This window comes from Dyella sp. GSA-30 (genome assembly GCF_027924605.1).
Classification (GTDB): domain Bacteria; phylum Pseudomonadota; class Gammaproteobacteria; order Xanthomonadales; family Rhodanobacteraceae; genus GSA-30.
In genome coordinates, this window is record NZ_AP027042.1 from 4,344,013 (window position 1) to 4,360,758 (window position 16,746).

A 16,746-nucleotide genomic window follows, 5' to 3' on the forward strand; every position below is an offset into this window, starting at 1 on the left:
GTCGCACCATCAATCCATTTCCATGAGTTGAAACACGTTACCTTCAGGGTCTTCCCCATCGCACATAAGGTAGGGAAAGCCTTCGTAGCGTTTGACGTCGCGCATCGGAACGCCCTCGGCCAATAGCTTGTTGCGCAGTTCCAGGAGACCCGAGCGAATCGAGAGCACTATTTTGCTATTGGAGTGAGATTGTTGGGCAGGTTCACGGTCCCGATATTGAACACCGACCCGATGGAACGCGAGCTCGACAGCACCGGCATCCAGCACGACCCATTCACCCTCGATCTCCTCGCGGACCTTGAACGAAAAGCTCGCCTGGTAAAACGTCTTCAATCGGGAGACATCGTGGACGTAAAGGATCAATCGTGACATGGAAACATGCATAGTTTTCCGATTCCCCTCCTTCGAGACCGGCCATCATCGTAACGGCGATCACTTGCCTGTGAAACTGCGTTTTGTCTTCAATCGAAGCGCAAACAAAAGGGCCATAGTCCTTTCTTTTGAACTTAGAGAGGATTCTGACCCCTTTATTTCATCTTACGCATCTTCAAAGCGGTCCTTGAAGACCATCAGCACAACACGTACTCCCAAAAACGCACCGATACCTATCGACAACGGTAGCTCCAAGGCCCAATTTCTTGGTTCGCGCGAAAGCCCAATGGCAAGACAACCCAAGCCAAGAACCAAGAAGTAGTAAGCGGCCAAGTCGAAAATGGGCAACGCTTGCCGCAACCGAAATGGGTTGGCAAACCATGATGGCTTTGCCCACCTCACATCAGATGCCTGCTTTGGAAGTTGGAAGAACGTCACGCCAAATACCGATACCGCGACGATTCCAATCATCTCAAAGAAGAACGGCCAGAATGGCCTGGAGAAATCCCCTGGAAGCGTTTTAACAAAGTAAACGCTGTGAATCAGCGCCACAACGAGAAGTACGATTCGCAGAAAAAGCCAAATTTTTTCATTGCCTTTCACAAATCACCTTCCAGACGTGGGTGCTTTCAACGCGATAGTCTTCAAGCTTGTGAAGCCCGGCGGCTACTATCTGGTCTCCGACCACGCCGCTACCGCAGGATCGGGCCTGAAGAACACCGAGGATCTGCACCGCATCGACCCTGCGGCTGTAAAGGCCGAGGTCGAGAAAGCCGGTTTCGTATTCGATGGGGAGATCAAGATTCTCGCCAATCCGAACGACGATCACACCCTGAAGGTGTTCGATCCTACTATCCGCGGCAAGACCGATCGCTTCATATTTCGCTTCAAGAAGCCCTTGCACTAATGCTGCGTAGCTTCCGGGTGCGATGTCGTGCATCGCGCCCGGGAGTTCCTCCATAGATCTGTGATGCGTGTACATAAACGGAGGCTATCGCTTGATGGCCACGGCATTCCCGATGCATGTCAGACAGCCTGCTTTCGGCGACGCATTAGATGAACTGCGTCCAAGTACAGTTGCAAGCAGCACAAATCAATGTGTCGTAGAAACGGGAATCCACTGGAACTCTACACGCCTATTTAGCTGCCTACCGTCTGAAGTGGCATTGTCGCCCACGGGATCATTAGCACCCCGCCCTTCAGGGGGAAGAAGCTGGCGCGCAGAAACTCCATGCGCAAGCATCCACTTGTAAACCAACTGGGCACGCTTGAGCGACAGATGGTCACATTCGGCAACAACACATTCATGGTTATCGGTGTAGCCCACTATTTTCACAAGGAAGTGATCTTTTAACTTCGGAATGGCCATCGCGCCGTTCTTTAGGACCTCAGAGGGGTTGTCATAGCCAGACAACGCGGTCTCAATACCGTCGTTGGCGAACGGCCTCCTTTCTCCAAAAAGTACACTTGGTATGTCAAACGTCGAGGCAACGGCTTCATTGACAAACGCTGCGCAAGACAGAGTTAGTAGCGACGAGCACACGAGCGATCTTATGACGTCGATCTGACGCGAATTCACTTGTCCGTTCCCTCTCGTCTTACCTTGAAGTAGCGTCAGCCTGGGCCAACCAGGCTCCTCTCTAGTCCATCAGTGCCAACATCGGCAGGAGGATCTCCCCTGACGATACGGACTACACCGCATGTGTGGCGAAGAAGCCTGCCAGTTCTACTGCCTGTTCCATCAACATCTCCCCCTGTCCGCCAATCACCAGGCCACTTGGGATACCTTCCCATTCCCACCGACAATCGCGTCCGTCAATCCATTTCCATGAGTTGAAACACGTTACCTTCAGGGTCTTCCCCATCGCACATAAGGTAGGGAAAGCCTTCGTAGCGTTTGACGTTGCGCATCGGGGCGCCCTCGGCCAGTAGCTTGTTGCGCAGTTCCAGGAGACCTGAGCGAATCGAGAGCACTATTTTGCTATTGGAGTGAGAATGCTCGGAAGGCTGGCGCTCCCGATATTGAACACCGACCCGATGGAACGCCAACTCGACAGCACCGGCATCCAGCACGACCCATTCGCCCTCGATCTCCTCGCGGACCTTGAACGAAAAGCTCGTCAGGTAAAACGTCTTCAATCGGGAGACATCGTGGACGTAAAGGATCAATCGTGACATCAAAAAAAGGGGTCAGAATCTTTTCATTTGACCTTAGAAAGGATTCTGACCTCTTTGTTTTCAGCTATTACGACTAGAGCCACCCGGCCGTGATAGCTCAATACCTCAAGAAAGCGTTACTGGAAAATCTATATCGTATCTGTAAGGAATTTCGATCAAGTCAGCTTGCCGGCTCAGCTCATCCGCTCGTTTTTTATTCTGTACATATCCACCGCCTCCACTGGCATACAACTGAGCCAGCTTTCGCATAGCAGATGGATTGTTCAAAGCAGCGGCCCGTTCCAGCAAATCATTGCTACGACGCTTGTCAGAATCAATGTCGCTTGTGTCAAGGAGAAGCGAAAGTTGAAAAACGCTTTCCACGTCTCCCAGTTCCACCCCCTTCTCTAGATAAAAACGTCCTTGCTCCGCATCAAAAGGAACGAATTTCCCCGCCAGATAGTCAAGAGCCAATGATCTGGCCGCAGGACCATAGCCAAGCTCAACCGCCTCTCGTCGTAACCGAATAGACTCAGATTGATTGGTTGCTTTGTCATTTGACCCAGCCTCCTCGAAGGAGGAAAGCAGATGAACAGCGGGGCCAAACCTCGATTCGGCCGACTGGCGGCAAAACTTGTAAGCCAATTCTTTGCTTTTGTAGCCAAAAATCCCCATAAAATAAAAGGTGGCCAGGGCGTGCTGAGCTTCCCGGTTGTTCGCATCTGCTTCCCGTAGGAGCCACTCTTTAATCGATTCAAGCTCCGAGGTGAACGAGAAGCCGGAGGACTCCACGAAGCGACGTGCCACTGCCACGTTGTCTAGTCCGTTTAGCTCAAGAAACTCAATGTATTGGAGCGTTTTTTCAGTCATTTTCACGCCAAGAGATTATGGCTTTACATGAGGAGGAGGAACCTCCCAATCAATAAGAGGAACTTGGAAGCTTGGACAGCGCTGATTGTGATCTTTAGCAAGTTTGTTGTAAGAAGCCGTGATACCGCGCTGAACCTGTGCCTCAACATCTTTACCAAAGAACACCAGCAAAGCCAGCTTTTTCGCATAGAGAAGCATGAGCGCCTGTCGCTCCTGCTCGCAACCGTTGTCGCCGGGGCAAGTTTGCGGGGGCGGCTTTCTGCGGTTTACCGGAAACGGAATGACGTTCGACCTACCGGGTGGCGCTTCATCATTCGGGCCACCAGCAGTACTCGGCCATACAGACAAACCTATACCGCAAAGAACCGGATTGGCAGCACAGGCCTCGATAACTACCCCGAACCCTAACTCCGGATCTTCGGGATCTACTACTGGGTCATTCGCAGGGTCACCAAAACTAGGAACTCGACCCGTGGGGGGCCTCTGCGTTGTCGTCGACGGCTCTTTGACTGGAGCCGTCCTAGCTTCAAGTCCTTGTGGATCAGTGAGACCAAGCGGCGCACCGTTTACATAAGCATAGGAGCTCATTCCACCAGCCAGACCAACCGGGTCACTTTGCAAATATCGGCCCGTGGCTGCGTCGTAGTCTCGGTTCACATTGTAAGCCACACCGCGCTCTTGGTCGAAATATTGGCCCGGGTAACGCAAATTAAGGGCATACCCATTTGCGCTAACGGGCTGCTTTTCGCCAAACGGATTACTTTGATATGGCCACTGCCAAATTAGAGTTCCCGATGCATCGCTGATGGATCTAGGCGTCCCCGCGCCATCTGCAACCACGAAGTTCACGGACGCCGTTGAACCTAAGCCGTCCACTGCCGCAATAGGAAGATCATCCATCCAAACGTAGTCGCGATTTGAACTCCCGTATTCACCGATAAGTCGACTGGTCTCATCGTAAGCGAACCGCTCGTTGAAGGCTTGGGGTGTCGTTGCCATTTTGGCGATACGCTCACCCGACGCATTATAAGTATAGGTACCTACTGTTACATTGTTTGCTTGAGCCACCGTCAAACGATTACGACCATCGTATCCAAACCCAAACGTCTGCCCGCCAGTTGCATTCCCTGTTGTGTTGCCATTCAAGTCATACGACCTGGCTGAACTACCAATGCTAGTCAACCAATGCGTACCTGACTGGTAACTATACGTTCCAGCCGCCAATCCACCTGTGCTGGTTTTGCTTAAACGGTCACCCGTTTTGTTGTACGTATAAGACTCAACTGCATTGCCCTGGCTATCCAATACACCCGTCAACCGATAGAACGGGTCGTAGGTGTACGTCTCAGTCGGGGTAGGAGCGCCTGGCGTATTTCCAAGGCTCGCAATGCTTCCCATTACGTCGCGCGTAAAATGGAGACTGAAGCTTGGGCTTGCGAGATCCAGCAATCGATAGTTTTCGTCGTAGTTACGCGTTACCGCCTGGCCATTACCCAGTGTGTATCCCACTACGGGACCAAACGGCAGATAAGTCACATTGCTCACAACGGCCTGCCCGGCCCCACCGCTGGGCGTGACAGTTACCGATGCAATTTGCCCAAGAATATTCCGACCATACTTGGCTACTGAGCCACTTGGATAGGTAACTTGGTTTAAGCGATTGGCCAACGTGTAGCCATAGCTCGTAGTATCAGTGCTAGAACCCTGCGCTTGGAATTTCTGCACCACATTGCCACGATCATCGTAGCAATAGGTTGTGGTAACAGCATTCTCCACCACCCGGGTCAACCGACCAACCGGGCCAGCCCCCGAACACCCCGTAACAGAGTTCAGCTCGTCATAGTGATATGTCACATTGAGCGTCGTATCGGCAAAGCTCACCGTTAGCAGACGATTGAGCGCATCGTAGGTGCTCGTACTAACTACCCCTTTCGCGTCGGTATGCGTCAAGCGGTTACCGGCTGCGTCGAACGTATCCGTGCTGCTTCCGGTATCAGGGCTTTGCAAACCAGTCCGGTTATCCAAACCATCGTAGGAGTAATGAGTGGCTAAGTTCGACGGATCGATGACCTGGGTAATGCGGTCCAACGCATCGTATGAGATGGCGGTCGTGGTGTTCTGAGTCGACACATCCGAACCATTGTAATTTTCAATGGTACTCGCCAAACGATCGAGGGCATCCAGCGTGCTCTTTTTCTGGATTCCAAAGCCATCGCTGGACAGCACTAAGTTGCCATTTGCATCATAACTCCCGCCCGCACTGGCATCGAAAACGGTGTGACTCAGACCATCTTTCGCCTTGACCAACTGACCCAACGTATTGAACTGGCGCGACAAACTATGAACAGGGGTCGCGCCACTAGAGCTGTAGATGTTTTCAGCCGTGCGATTGCCGGAAGCATCCAGGGTGTATTGAATGTAGTTGCCCTGCCCGTCGGTTACTTTTGTAAGACGGTGTGCATTGTTGTAGCTGTAGGTGGTAACGATGCCGTCGGGATCAGTCATCGTCTCTACAGCGCCATAAGGCGTGTATGTGTAGTTCGTCGTAGCGAAATCAAATCCTGTGGACCATGATGCGAGCCAGCCACGAGGTGTATAGGACATCGTCGATATGATGCCGTTCTGGTCCGCCATGGTCGTGAGGCGGCCCGCACCATCGTAGCCAATGTAGGTCGTATGATGCCCCAGTGCATCCGTTACCGAGGAAAGGTCACCATGGCGATGCAGGACGTTGTCGTCCATGAAATAGGCGTACGTTGTCGTGTCATTGACATCCGTGCGCGGCCCTGTCGCGGTCAGCAACAAGCCGACTAGCGGACATTGCACGGCATCGACACTCGCGCAATAGGTATACGTCCATCGCCGCACGCCAGCCGGAACGTTACCGGTATTGCTGCACTGATAACCCGTCGCCGCAGCATTCGTCGGATCGGCCTCACAATGCGCCAGCGTCTGGCCGATGGCGTTGTAGACCCATGCACTTGAAGCGACTGTGTTGCCAGCGTTATCCCGCACCACACGAGTCAACGGCAGTCGCAGCGATGTGTTCCAGGTGGTAGTGATCGTGCGCTGATTTGGCGTGTTGTAGGCATCCACTTCCTGATCGAGCAGACCTGTGCTGTCGTAGGTTGTGTTGGTGATATTCCCATTGAAGTCCGTCCTGGACGATGTGTAGCCGTGGCTGTCGTAGCTAAGTGATTTCCATGGCTGATTGCACTGGGTGCCGCATGGGACGGAACTTGCGGCGCTGCGGAAGCTACCGGAGGCGTCGGTCTGGGCCTGGAGATGAACCGATAGCCCAAGCGGCGTGGTGAGTGTGGCGGGGCCTGGATTGACGCTATACGTCACAGCCATCGCATCGGCGCCGCCAGCGAACGTGGACGATATGGCTTGGCCCTGACTGTTATAGCCAGTGCTAGCAAACCGGACACCGGCCTCATCGATAACCCCGGTAAGCGCTGTCGGCTGGCTTGTCCCCGAGTTCAGCGAAGCTTCGTTGTAGACATACTGAAGTACTTTCCCATCCGGATATTGCACCGACGTGAGATTTCCCGTGGTGGCGTCATAGCCATAAAGCAGCGTGCCGCCATCGGGCAACGCCACTTGCGACAAGCTGCCATTGCTGTTGTAGCTGAAATTCAACTGGCGACCACTCGGATCCGAGACGGTAAGCAGCAAGTTCGGAACGGGTGCGACGGAAGTTGGCGTGCTCGCCGTGCTATAGGCAAGCAGCGCCGTCTGACCGGTTTGATCCGTGATGGATTGAAGCAAGCCAGCCGCAGAGTACTGCTCGTACTCGCGGACCGATGCCATGAACACGGTGTAGCTGACGGGGTTACCGCTGGCGTCGTCCTGCTCCGTCAAGGTATCGGCAATATCCGCGTCTGCGTGCCAGACGCCACCGCTCTTGAGAAACTGTTCGCTGCTCCCGTCTGGCCGATAGAGGACGATAAGGGAATCGTCCGACGCACCAGGGTTGGACAAAAAGATTGCCAGCGAGCGATCGAACGAGTGGCGCCACTGCGGCCCGAGGTTTGTCTGGGCGATGGCACCGGCCACACCTGCACCGCTGTTATAGAAGCGCCGGAAGGTCAGCCAGGACGACCCACGGAAGTCGGTGTCTTGCTCGTATTTGTTGCCCGTCGCGGTATTGATCGGGTCGCCAGCCATAGGCGTGCCAGAGGCGCCGCCCGTGCTGTCTATCGCGCTATCGCCACTGCTCTTCTTAGGACTGGATGCCGCCCCTTTGCCACCGTCGCCACTATTGCAATTGCAGCCACCGGCATTCTTGCCTACGTCGTAGGCCTGCGGCGTACCCACAATCAGTATCTCGTCGTGATCGAAGAAGCAGCTGCCACTGCCGCCGCCGTCGTTACCGCCATACGCCTGGCGGGCAACATACGGGCTCGGCGGATGGGCCCCGAAGTAAACCGGATCGATAAAACACGATCCCGTGCCGGTCCCGTACTCGGCATTGAGTACATTCGCCGCCGCCTGCATGGCGGCCTGCAACGTAAAGTAAGGGCCTGGGCTTTGGCTGCCCGTTCCATTTCCATCGAGTTCGTTCAAGGTGAACGGCGGACCGTAGGTCTGTGCCTGAGCTGCTCCAGGGAAAGCGCAAACGGCCAACTGCAGCATCACCAGCACAAGCCATAGCGACCAACGCGGCCAACGACTCTTCATCATCCCAGACATACATTCCCCTGTTCGCCATTACGGCGCAAACCTTGCAATCGGCAACTCATCGAAGGCAAACACCGCAATCATGAGTGCCATGACAATCCAATGGACACGGCGCTTTATAGGCAACCCAACCCAGCGGACCTTCGTTTGAACTACGTTATTGACGGGGTATAGCCCAGTCTTCCCTAACACACATGGCAATGCCGACCGGCGACGCTTAGGTCGCCCATCGACAGAGAAAGAAATCGAACTTGTTTCAGATAGAAAGCGAAGTAAAGCATCCTGCCATCCCCTAGTTCTTCCCTAATAATCAATACTGAACTGCAAAGTTCACCCGGAGTCAACTGGCAAATTCTTGCGACTCGATGTGACATCCGTTGTTTCAAATTGGCATGCCGATCCCTCTCGAACACCGAAATTTGCCAATCTCCAGAACTGCCTGGTAGATGATGCCAACGACCTGTTGCAGAACGTGAGACGCCAAGCTTTGTCGCTTTCTGGAGATATTCGGGGAACCCATGAAATGCTCCGCCGACAACAAACAAAGGGCTCAGAATCCTATCTAATGTCAAAAGAAAGGATTCTGGCCCCTTTATTTCCACGTGCAGTCGCCGGGCAAAACGACAACGACACGTGAGAAGTCGGCATTGACGTTCATGGGCATTCTTCTGGCCCGGATGATCAGAATCCCGGCAGCTTATGTAGCAAGTTGCGCGTGGGCCTCAAGCACGCGCGCCGAATAAGTCAGAGCTGCCCCGGCGTTCAGAGCAATGGCGACGCCAAGCGCCTCGGAGATCTCTACTAACGTGGCACCGTGCTCGACCGCCTTTTTGGTATGCACCGAGATGCAGCCATCGCAGCGCGTGGTAACAGCGACGGCCAGCGCGATCAGTTCATGTATCTTCGGCTCGAGATGACCGGTGGTTGCGGCAGCGTTGTCGATAGTGCTCAAGCCGCGCACCACGTCAGGGCTTTGTTTGGCATAGTCGCCAACGTGCGCCAGGAGCGCGGCGCGGTAGGCATTCCAGTCGTTCATCATGGTGTGTATCTCGTCTTGGTTGAGGCCGACGGGAGGCAGTCGGCGAATGATTCGGGTTGCTTGCTGGATGCGCGCTTTGGCGCCGAGGCCGGCAGCGACTGGAAACCGCCAACAACATCCGTCGTGAGCAGCTCGCCATCGGCTCGTGGCATGCATTCACTTAAAGAAGGGAGAGGCCGGGCACCGTCAGCGCTCCCTCTGCATATCAGTTGCGACCAGCCATCACGCCACCGTCTACGTCCCAGATCGCGCCCGTGACCCAGCCCGCTCTGTCCGACAGCAAGAAAGCAATGACTTCGGCGACATCCTGCGGCATGCCGACACGGCCGATCGGATGGAAGTTGTTGAAGCCCTGCAACGCGTCATGCACTTCAGCCTTGGGTATGAAGCCTTCGTAGATTGGCGTCTGTACTACCGCTGGCGATACCGCATTGACGCGGATGTGCCTGGGCGCCAACTCCATCGCCAAATGTTGAGTCAGCGCATGCAGACCGGCCTTGGCCATCGAGTAGGCCGATGACGGGGTGGCCGCAATGGCCTGCTTCCCCCACATGGAGCCGATGTTGACGACGGCACCAGGGCGGTTGTTGGCGATCAGGTTGGCGGCGACCTTCTGTGTGATAAAGAAGAACGCCTTGTTGATCTTCATGTACTGCTCGTAGTCGGACGCTTGATGTTCCAGAAATGGCTTCGGGAAGAACACACCCGCCGCGTTGACCAGCAGGTCAATGTCCGCGTGGTTTGCATCGATGACCTGAAGCAGCGAGGCCAGACCTTCTTCGCTGGAGATATCTGCGGTCAGTACCGCAACCTGCCCCGATACAGCCAGCGCCTTGCGCGCCTCTTCGGCCTTATCGGCGCGATGGCCGACAATAACCGCGCTTCCGCCTTCGGCCAGAATCATTCGGGCTGTCTCCAGCCCCATGCCACTGGTGCCGCCGACGACCAGCAGCTTCTTACCTTGGAATGCATTGCTCATGGCGAAACCTCTCGACCCGCCCATGGGCGGGGTTCTATGGATGACAAAATGGTTAGAGCCTTAAAACCGGTGCCTCGGCGCCAAAACACCCGGTCACAACCGCCCTCTTCCACCAGGACCGGCCGGCTAAGCACGAAGGAAAACTATCCAGCTGCCAAGATCGTAAGGGCGACCCAGCCAGCCTGCAGGTCAATGTGGAAGGGAGTAATCTCTGGCTTATTGGGATTCTTCGCCAATGCCATGCTGCCGACAAACGAGATTTACTGTCTGCCATTAAAAGAAAATCTATCTCGTCATGAATTCACCCATTCATCTCAACGCGTTACGGGCCTTTGAGGCCAGCGCCCGCCATCAGAGCTTTTCCGCCGCTGCCGCCGAGCTGCATGTCACACCTGCAGCCATTGGCCAACTGGTACGCGCGCTGGAGGACTACCTAGGCATCCGCCTGTTTCATCGTAGTTCGAGCGGGAAGGTCCGTTTGATTCCCACGGAGACAGCTGAGCGTGCGCTGCCGGACATACGCGCAGGCTTTGATCGACTCGTTTTGGGCATGGAGCGACTCAAGGAAGGCACGACCACCGGTGTGCTTACCGTCGCCGTTAGCCCGGCATTCGCCGCTAAATGGCTGCTTCCACGCATCGAGCGTTTTCAGGCCGCATGGCCGGACACTGATGTGCGGCTGGATACAAACCTCAAGCCGGTAGATTTTGTTGCCCAGGGAATCGACATCGGCGTGCGATTTGGTACGGGAAACTGGCCGGGGTTGGTGGCGGACAAACTGATGGATGAAGAGGTCTATCCGGTGTGCTCGCCCGCATGGTTAAACAAGCACCCCCAGCTGAAGAAACCCAGAGATCTGGCGGGAGAAGCGCTGATCCACGACTTGTCGATGGATAGCCATACGGACTTCCCGACCTAGGCAACCTGGCTGGAGAAGAACGGAGCGAACAAGGTAGTCGCTACGCGTGGCATGAAGATCAACAACTCCGCGGCAGTCCTGCAGGCCGCCATCGAAGGGCACGGCGTTGCGCTCGCCCGCAGTGTCATGGCGAGTGACGATCTGGTCGCGGGCCGATTGATCCGATTGTTTCCCAAAGTCGCGTTCGCATCGCCGCTGGCCTACTACGTCATCTATCGCGCCGAGCGCGCTGCCCTGCCCAGACTCGTTGCTTTCCGCGACTGGCTTCTCGGTGAAGCGGTGTTGTTGCGTTAGAAGACCGGCTCCTCGATATGGTGCGCCAGCTCGTGCTTCAACGAGGCAAAAAAGCTCTCCATGACTGTGTTGTCGTGGGATATGCCATTTCGGCTAATACTGGGCGTTAGACCGGCATCTTGCAGTTGCTGCTGATAGAGCTTGCTGGTGTATTGAGAACCCTGGTCGCTGTGGCGTGTTGCTTCCTTCGCGGGGCAACGACGTCCTAACGCCACGGCTAGCGCATCGCTGGCGAGCACCTGATCGGTTCGTCATTGCCAAGCCCATGATACGGTAGCTGCAGAAGTCCAACACGACAGCCAGATAGACCCCGCCCTGGCGCGTGGGTGTGAAAGTGATATCAGCGACCCAGACATGATCGGGGCCCGGACTTGTGAATGGACAGCTGAGACGGTTGGATGCCGCCGGCACACGCTAGCAGGGACTTTTGGTGCGTAAGTAGCGCAGACGACGATGGCTGCGAATGCCTTGTCCGCAACGCAGGCGACGAACCCGGTTCCGGCTGCAGCACTCGCCTTTCTGTTTGAGCGCACGCCACAGACGTTCCGAACCGCGGGCTTCGTGATTCTCGCGACGGAGGACTTCCATGCGAGCGATCAGTTGATCGTTGGCAAGTCGGAACAGGCCCCGCTTCCGGTTTTCCAGGTGTAATAGCCGCTGGGCGATGCACGCAACATTCGACACATCATTCGCACGTTATCGCCCGGCTCGCCTTCCATCCAGGCGCACTTCACGGGAACACGCGCGCATCGAATACCTTCATGCGAGGATTGCTCTTCCGTTTAGGTGCCCGAGAAATCAGGGGGTGGTCCAAATATCTTTTCTTTGGACCTAAGAAAGCACTCTGGATCCTTTGTTTACGTTCCGGTCAAAACCGAAATAAGCGCTCATCGGAGCCGGGCCAACTGATGCGTACTTCAGCAATGGCCGCTCCGCGTTGCTTTATTTCAGCTTCACGTAGGGCTTTAAGCTCGACGTGATGCTCTTCGTGTCGAACGGCGCCATGATCAAAAATGGGCCTGCTTTCGCCTTAATCAGAACCCCGGAAAGCTTTAGCGGCCCTTTCTTGACGGTCTCCACTTCCTCTACTTCTCCATAAGGGAAAGAGATCGATTCGATACCCTGATAGATCGGTATCTTGACCAAAAACGACGGTTTGAACTCGACCCTATCATCGAAGACAGTCACTGTTCCAGGAAAGGTAAAGCCGCCCCAAAGCTTCTTCCCCAGATGAAGGTGAGCGTCCAGAACATAATTCAGCACGCCCTGTCCCATCGCGGAGTTGGCGGCCTTTACTGCATAGCCGGCAAGCGCACCAAATCCTCCTTCCGGAAAAACCCCTACGACGGTTTGCGTGACGCTATTCCCATAACTTGCCACCACTTTGCCCATCTCCCCTCCTTCGCACCACGGGTAAGCCGATTTGCTCGGCTTGATTGGTAGCGGCCGACCACCGATTTTTTTGTCGGCCTCAATATATAGACGTCGGATTGGACCGGGGACTGAACCTTTACGGGGCAGACAGGCCTGCCATTGCCGCGGTATAACGACAAGGATCAACACCTAACCGCTGAAAAAGGGTTCTGATCTCTCTATTTCGCTGCCCTCTGTTTGGTTACCGGGACATCGATAACGCCACCATCAAGCACATACATCTTCTTCGTGAGCAGCCAGTTGGATTTCGGCAACAATTAGCCCGTCCTAAGAGCGAGACGACCCAGGTCGCCTCGCTCAGGTCACTGTTTCGTCGCGCCGTCCTAAGCGCCACTACCCTCCCTGCAACTACGGCGCAGCGCCTCGTCCCGCTCCTTCAACACTTTCAATGCGGCGGACAGGCCCTGGACGGTGCTCTGCGGGAGAGGCCAGGCATTGAGCCTGGCAGGCTCGCCACGTTTGGTAGCACCGAGGGCAGCTACGCGCTGCGCGAGCACATGCACGATGGCCAGCGTAGCCCGATTCACGTCGCTCAACGTGCTGGCAAACAAAGGGGTCGGCAAACAAAGGGGTCAGAATCCTTTCTTTTGACCTTAGAAAGGATTCTGACCTCTTTATTCGGCCGCTCCGCGATGTTCCCGAATTGTCAGTGAATCGACTTCGTTGCTAGCATCCACTGGAAACAAGGGGAAGAACCATGAAGATATACGTGACGCTTGCGGCATCGCTGCTTGCCGTGGGCTCAGGTGCGTTAGCCGACGACGCGAAACCCGCTCAATCACTCATGAAATCGTCGCCGAAGCTCCCTCATAGCCGGGAGGAACGATGCATGCTCACAGCCGGCATTGCGCGACGCGCGCGAATTGCCCACGACGCAGGGATTCCCGAAGCGGTCTTCATGAAAGGCATTACCGACGGCAAGTACACCACCGAAATACCCGACGCTGAGGTGGTCGACAACGTGGCCAAGATCACCCATTTCGCCTATGGCGCGCCGGCTGGCGGTAGCCCGGATCAGTTGCGCGATTTTGTGGAGAAGTGGTGTCTGGACGACCTGTCGGCTCATCCCGACAAGTAACGGATCGGACGCTGCGAACTCGTCAGGGCAACAAACAAAGGGCTCAGAATCCCTTCTTTTCCATGGTGATCAAGTTCGCCAACCTCATCGGGTCATCGATTACATTGCCGTCAGGCACACACACTTTCTTCGTGAGCAGCCGATTGGACTTCGGCAACAATTAGCCTCTGCTAAGAGCGAGACGACCCAGGTCGCCTCGCTCAGGTCACTGTTTCGTCGCGCCGTCCTAAGCGCCACCGCCCTCCCTGCAACTACGGCGCAGCGCCTCGTCCCGCTCCTTCAACACTTTCAATGCGGCGGACAGGCCCTGGACGGTGCTCTGCGGGAGCGGCCAAGCATTCAGCCTGGCCGGCTCGCCACGTTTGGTAGCACCGAGGGCAGCTACGCACTGCGCAAGCACATGCACGATGGCCAGCGTAGCCCGATTCACGTCGCTCAACGTGCTGGCGGCGGGCTCTGGGCGGTAGAAAAGAGTGGGCGATGTTGCCCTGCGATTAACCTGCGGGCGAACGCGTGCCGTATGATCGGCGTCAGCCATGATCAACTCCTATCAAGTTGGTTGTGGTTAGCGGACCGCGTGGGCTGCAACCCATGCGGTCCGCGCCTACTGCACTCAGGTGCAGCAGCGTCGTCCGAATCTCCGTTGACAAAGCCGCGGACGACTGCCCGAACATCGCACATTACGGAGCGAAAGTCTGTAGGAGTGGATTGAAATCAGGAGGAGCACGTGCAGCTGTCAGAACTAGGCACACGCATCTGCATCCTGGGGCCATCGAATAGCGGTAAATCGACACTTGCCGCTGCCATCGCACAAAAGCGTGGCATGAACCTGGTTCACCTCGACCAACTTCACCATCTTCCCAACACGGATTGGCAACCGCGTCCTGCGGATGAGTTCAAGGCCCTGCACGATGCGGCTATCGCCGGCGAGCAGTGGGTTATGGAGGGGAACTACTCCAGCTGCATGCAGCAACGATTCTTGCGCGCAACCGGGCTGATCTTGCTGGACGTTTCCGTGCTGCTGAGCCTATTCCGATACACGCGACGCACCCTGTTCGAGCCGGTCAGGATCGGCGCCCTGGAAGGCTGCAACGATCGCTTCAAATGGGAAATGGTTGATTACATCGCCGTAGTCACGCCGATGAATCGTCGGCGCTATGCTGATATCTATCGTCACAGCGACTTGCCGAAGGTGTGTCTTCTGTCCAGGCGTGCGATTTGTGGTTGTTATGAGGATTGGGGACTGGAGCGATGATGTCAGGATATACGGGATGGGATACTCGTGGATGTTCGGGAAAGAGATGTTCGAAAGGATGTTCGCGACACCCATGAAATACGCGCCGAAGAGACATTTCCCTTCGCCAGATTTCTTGGGTGTCCTAGATTCCCCTAGATTCCCACTAGATTTCCAATCCAGATTTCCCGATTCTCTCCGGGCCACAAGCCACGCGGGTCGCATCGGAGCCTTCAGACTCTCTCGCCAATACCTCAGATGACTGACATGAAAACGTATCCCCATCGACATCTACCCGGCGTGGCCACGCCCGAGGCGGTGGATGAAGCATTCGCCGCCGTCGAAGCAACGTTCAATGCCATCTGGCTCAATCAACCGGGAGCGCGCTCGCGCCTTCAACGCGTATGGGGGCGCGAAGACCATTTAGCGAACCTCGAGCTGTACACGCTCGGACAAGGCATCCTGTCGTTGCGGGCACACAGCCATGACGACTGGCTCAAAAAGACCGCCCAGACCATCCGCAAGTCGCCCCAAAGCCACGGCTTGATCACAGAAATTATCACCCACGCCACGCTACGACTCGGCGATCAACCGTTCGCACCTGCTCCGCAAAAGCAACCTGGGTATGACTTTAGCCTTACGTCATCCGGAGGCGATGAATACCTGGTTTCCATCAAGAATCATGACGTCACCGACGATGCTAAAGCTTTCAGCCGACAGGCAAGCCAGCTGCGTAAGGCCTGGCGCAGTCGCCTGACTCACGCTAAACGTAGTCTGGGTCTGACGGTGGCGGCCGAGGAACCCATGACGGAAGCGGACTTTGAGCAGGTTCGTCAGCACATCAGAGGACCCAACGCCTTCTGTCAAGAGAAAACCATGGTATCTCGGCATGTGCGCGTGAGGACCGCCCCCCTGCCCTATGCATCGGGGGAATTGGCACACCATCCGGTATCGGATTTGGTGCTGGTCTTGGCCCCGGCCTCTACCAAGGAGCAAACACGCTTTGCGGCGAACCTCCGCAGCGCCGCCCAGCGGTTCAAAAACGTCCCACGCCATCCCCAACAGTGGCGGATTGTGCACATGCGCGTGCACGCAATGGCAGACATAGCCTATTTGGAACAACTGGCCAATGCCCTACTGCAAGAACCCGACGCTGGCATCGATGCGATCCACATCCATCAGCCAACCTACGCGCGCGACGCTGAGGGCCGATCCCTTATCCATCACGCGTTCAAAGTCGCGGCAACGCCACACTTCGCCATCGGGCGGGTCAATCCTTTGCCTCTAACCATGGCCCTCCCGGTCGGATCCGTCGGAGTCGAGCCGACTCGGTTGGTGCTCACGCAAGATGGCGAGCAGCTGGGCAACGTGCCGCCGAACAACTACGTCTTCCAACGCGGCGACATCTACCGATCCTTTCGCATCGAAGAGGGAGCATCTTTCACCCTTGGCTCGCCGGCCGCAGGCGTTCGCGAACATCTGTCGGGGCTCGACGTGATCCTAAGCCCAAAGGGGCCACCCGAGAGCGATGATCTCCTGCTGGTCTGATGAGCGCCGACGCTGCAGCCCCTCAAGCGGCAAAGGCCGCTCTAGCTGCGGCGACAACGCGGCTAGATCACATCCATCGCGCTGCCGAGTGCACGCAAAGCTTTACTTCTCTGCGAATTGCGCAGACAAAGGGATCAGA

The 16,746-nt window shown here is 55.9% G+C and carries 17 protein-coding genes and 1 pseudogene; 6 read left to right on the forward strand and 12 right to left on the reverse strand.

Features of this window, described 5'->3' with window-relative positions; translation table 11 throughout:
- Positions 1–9: 9 nt before the first annotated feature.
- Both QMG46_RS18270 and QMG46_RS18275 read right to left on the reverse strand, forming a co-directional pair.
- Complete coding sequence (locus QMG46_RS18270; RefSeq protein WP_281849291.1) at positions 10–372, reverse strand: VOC family protein; 363 nt, start codon at positions 370–372, stop codon at positions 10–12.
- 165 nt (positions 373–537) lie between these two features.
- Positions 538–975 carry a hypothetical protein gene (locus tag QMG46_RS18275; RefSeq protein WP_281849292.1) on the reverse strand — a complete coding sequence of 146 codons (438 nt, stop codon included), beginning with the start codon at positions 973–975 and terminating at the stop codon, positions 538–540.
- A 16-nt stretch (positions 976–991) separates the two neighbouring features.
- Between QMG46_RS18275 and QMG46_RS18280 the strand changes: the two genes are divergently transcribed.
- Positions 992–1,279 (forward strand): class I SAM-dependent methyltransferase, encoded by a 288-nt coding sequence (locus QMG46_RS18280; protein WP_281849293.1) that lies wholly within the window; start codon positions 992–994, stop codon positions 1,277–1,279.
- 186 nt (positions 1,280–1,465) lie between these two features.
- Here the strand turns inward: QMG46_RS18280 and QMG46_RS18285 are convergent, their stop codons facing one another.
- The 6 genes from QMG46_RS18285 to QMG46_RS18310 all read right to left on the reverse strand — a co-directional run bounded on the left by QMG46_RS18285 (position 1,466) and on the right by QMG46_RS18310 (position 10,100).
- The gene (locus QMG46_RS18285; RefSeq protein WP_281849294.1) at positions 1,466–1,951 is read right to left on the reverse strand and encodes an OmpA family protein; all 486 of its coding nucleotides are present in this window, start codon (positions 1,949–1,951) and stop codon (positions 1,466–1,468) included.
- Positions 1,952–2,187: 236 nt separating this feature from the next.
- Positions 2,188–2,550, reverse strand: coding sequence for a VOC family protein (locus tag QMG46_RS18290; RefSeq protein ID WP_345781775.1), 363 nt, complete (start codon positions 2,548–2,550; stop codon positions 2,188–2,190).
- Between the two features lie 105 nt (positions 2,551–2,655).
- Entirely contained in the window at positions 2,656–3,399 is a 744-nt protein-coding gene (locus QMG46_RS18295; RefSeq protein WP_281849296.1) for a tetratricopeptide repeat protein, read from the reverse strand.
- A 15-nt stretch (positions 3,400–3,414) separates the two neighbouring features.
- Positions 3,415–8,085 (reverse strand): RHS repeat-associated core domain-containing protein, encoded by a 4,671-nt coding sequence (locus tag QMG46_RS18300; RefSeq protein WP_281849297.1) that lies wholly within the window; start codon positions 8,083–8,085, stop codon positions 3,415–3,417.
- A 694-nt stretch (positions 8,086–8,779) separates the two neighbouring features.
- On the reverse strand, positions 8,780–9,118 hold the full coding sequence (locus tag QMG46_RS18305) for a carboxymuconolactone decarboxylase family protein (protein ID WP_281852921.1): 339 nt from the start codon (positions 9,116–9,118) through the stop codon (positions 8,780–8,782).
- A 208-nt stretch (positions 9,119–9,326) separates the two neighbouring features.
- Complete coding sequence (locus tag QMG46_RS18310) at positions 9,327–10,100, reverse strand: SDR family NAD(P)-dependent oxidoreductase (protein WP_281849298.1); 774 nt, start codon at positions 10,098–10,100, stop codon at positions 9,327–9,329.
- A gap of 295 nt (positions 10,101–10,395) precedes the next feature.
- On the opposite strand from QMG46_RS18310, the pseudogene gcvA reads away from it, so the two are divergent.
- A pseudogene (gcvA, locus tag QMG46_RS18315) lies at positions 10,396–11,313 on the forward strand (transcriptional regulator GcvA).
- Here the strand turns inward: gcvA and QMG46_RS18320 are convergent.
- A complete protein-coding gene (locus tag QMG46_RS18320; RefSeq protein WP_281849299.1) occupies positions 11,310–11,552 on the reverse strand; it encodes a hypothetical protein in 243 nt (80 codons plus the stop codon). The pseudogene gcvA and the gene QMG46_RS18320 sit on opposite strands and share 4 nt — an antisense overlap.
- Positions 11,553–11,766: 214 nt before the next feature.
- Here QMG46_RS18320 and QMG46_RS18325 point away from each other — a divergent pair, with 214 nt between their 5' ends.
- Positions 11,767–11,964: a hypothetical protein gene (locus tag QMG46_RS18325; protein WP_281849300.1), complete on the forward strand. Its 198-nt coding sequence runs from the start codon at positions 11,767–11,769 to the stop codon at positions 11,962–11,964.
- Positions 11,965–12,255: 291 nt separating this feature from the next.
- Here QMG46_RS18325 and QMG46_RS18330 read toward each other — a convergent pair whose 3' ends face one another.
- Positions 12,256–12,705, reverse strand: a complete 450-nt coding sequence (locus QMG46_RS18330) for a hypothetical protein (protein WP_281849301.1) — start codon at positions 12,703–12,705, stop codon at positions 12,256–12,258.
- 365 nt (positions 12,706–13,070) lie between these two features.
- Positions 13,071–13,310 carry a hypothetical protein gene (locus tag QMG46_RS18335; protein WP_281849302.1) on the reverse strand — a complete coding sequence of 80 codons (240 nt, stop codon included), beginning with the start codon at positions 13,308–13,310 and terminating at the stop codon, positions 13,071–13,073.
- Between the two features lie 266 nt (positions 13,311–13,576).
- Between QMG46_RS18335 and QMG46_RS18340 the strand changes: the two genes are divergently transcribed.
- The gene (locus tag QMG46_RS18340) at positions 13,577–13,825 is read left to right on the forward strand and encodes a hypothetical protein (protein ID WP_281849303.1); all 249 of its coding nucleotides are present in this window, start codon (positions 13,577–13,579) and stop codon (positions 13,823–13,825) included.
- A 226-nt stretch (positions 13,826–14,051) separates the two neighbouring features.
- On the opposite strand, the gene QMG46_RS18345 is transcribed toward QMG46_RS18340, so the two are convergent.
- Positions 14,052–14,363 carry a hypothetical protein gene (locus QMG46_RS18345; RefSeq protein ID WP_281849304.1) on the reverse strand — a complete coding sequence of 104 codons (312 nt, stop codon included), beginning with the start codon at positions 14,361–14,363 and terminating at the stop codon, positions 14,052–14,054.
- A 285-nt stretch (positions 14,364–14,648) separates the two neighbouring features.
- On the opposite strand from QMG46_RS18345, the gene QMG46_RS18350 reads away from it, so the two are divergent.
- On the forward strand, positions 14,649–15,080 hold the full coding sequence (locus QMG46_RS18350) for a P-loop NTPase family protein (protein ID WP_281849305.1): 432 nt from the start codon (positions 14,649–14,651) through the stop codon (positions 15,078–15,080).
- A 246-nt stretch (positions 15,081–15,326) separates the two neighbouring features.
- Positions 15,327–16,607 (forward strand): hypothetical protein, encoded by a 1,281-nt coding sequence (locus tag QMG46_RS18355; protein ID WP_281849306.1) that lies wholly within the window; start codon positions 15,327–15,329, stop codon positions 16,605–16,607.
- The last annotated feature ends 139 nt before the right edge of the window (positions 16,608–16,746 follow it).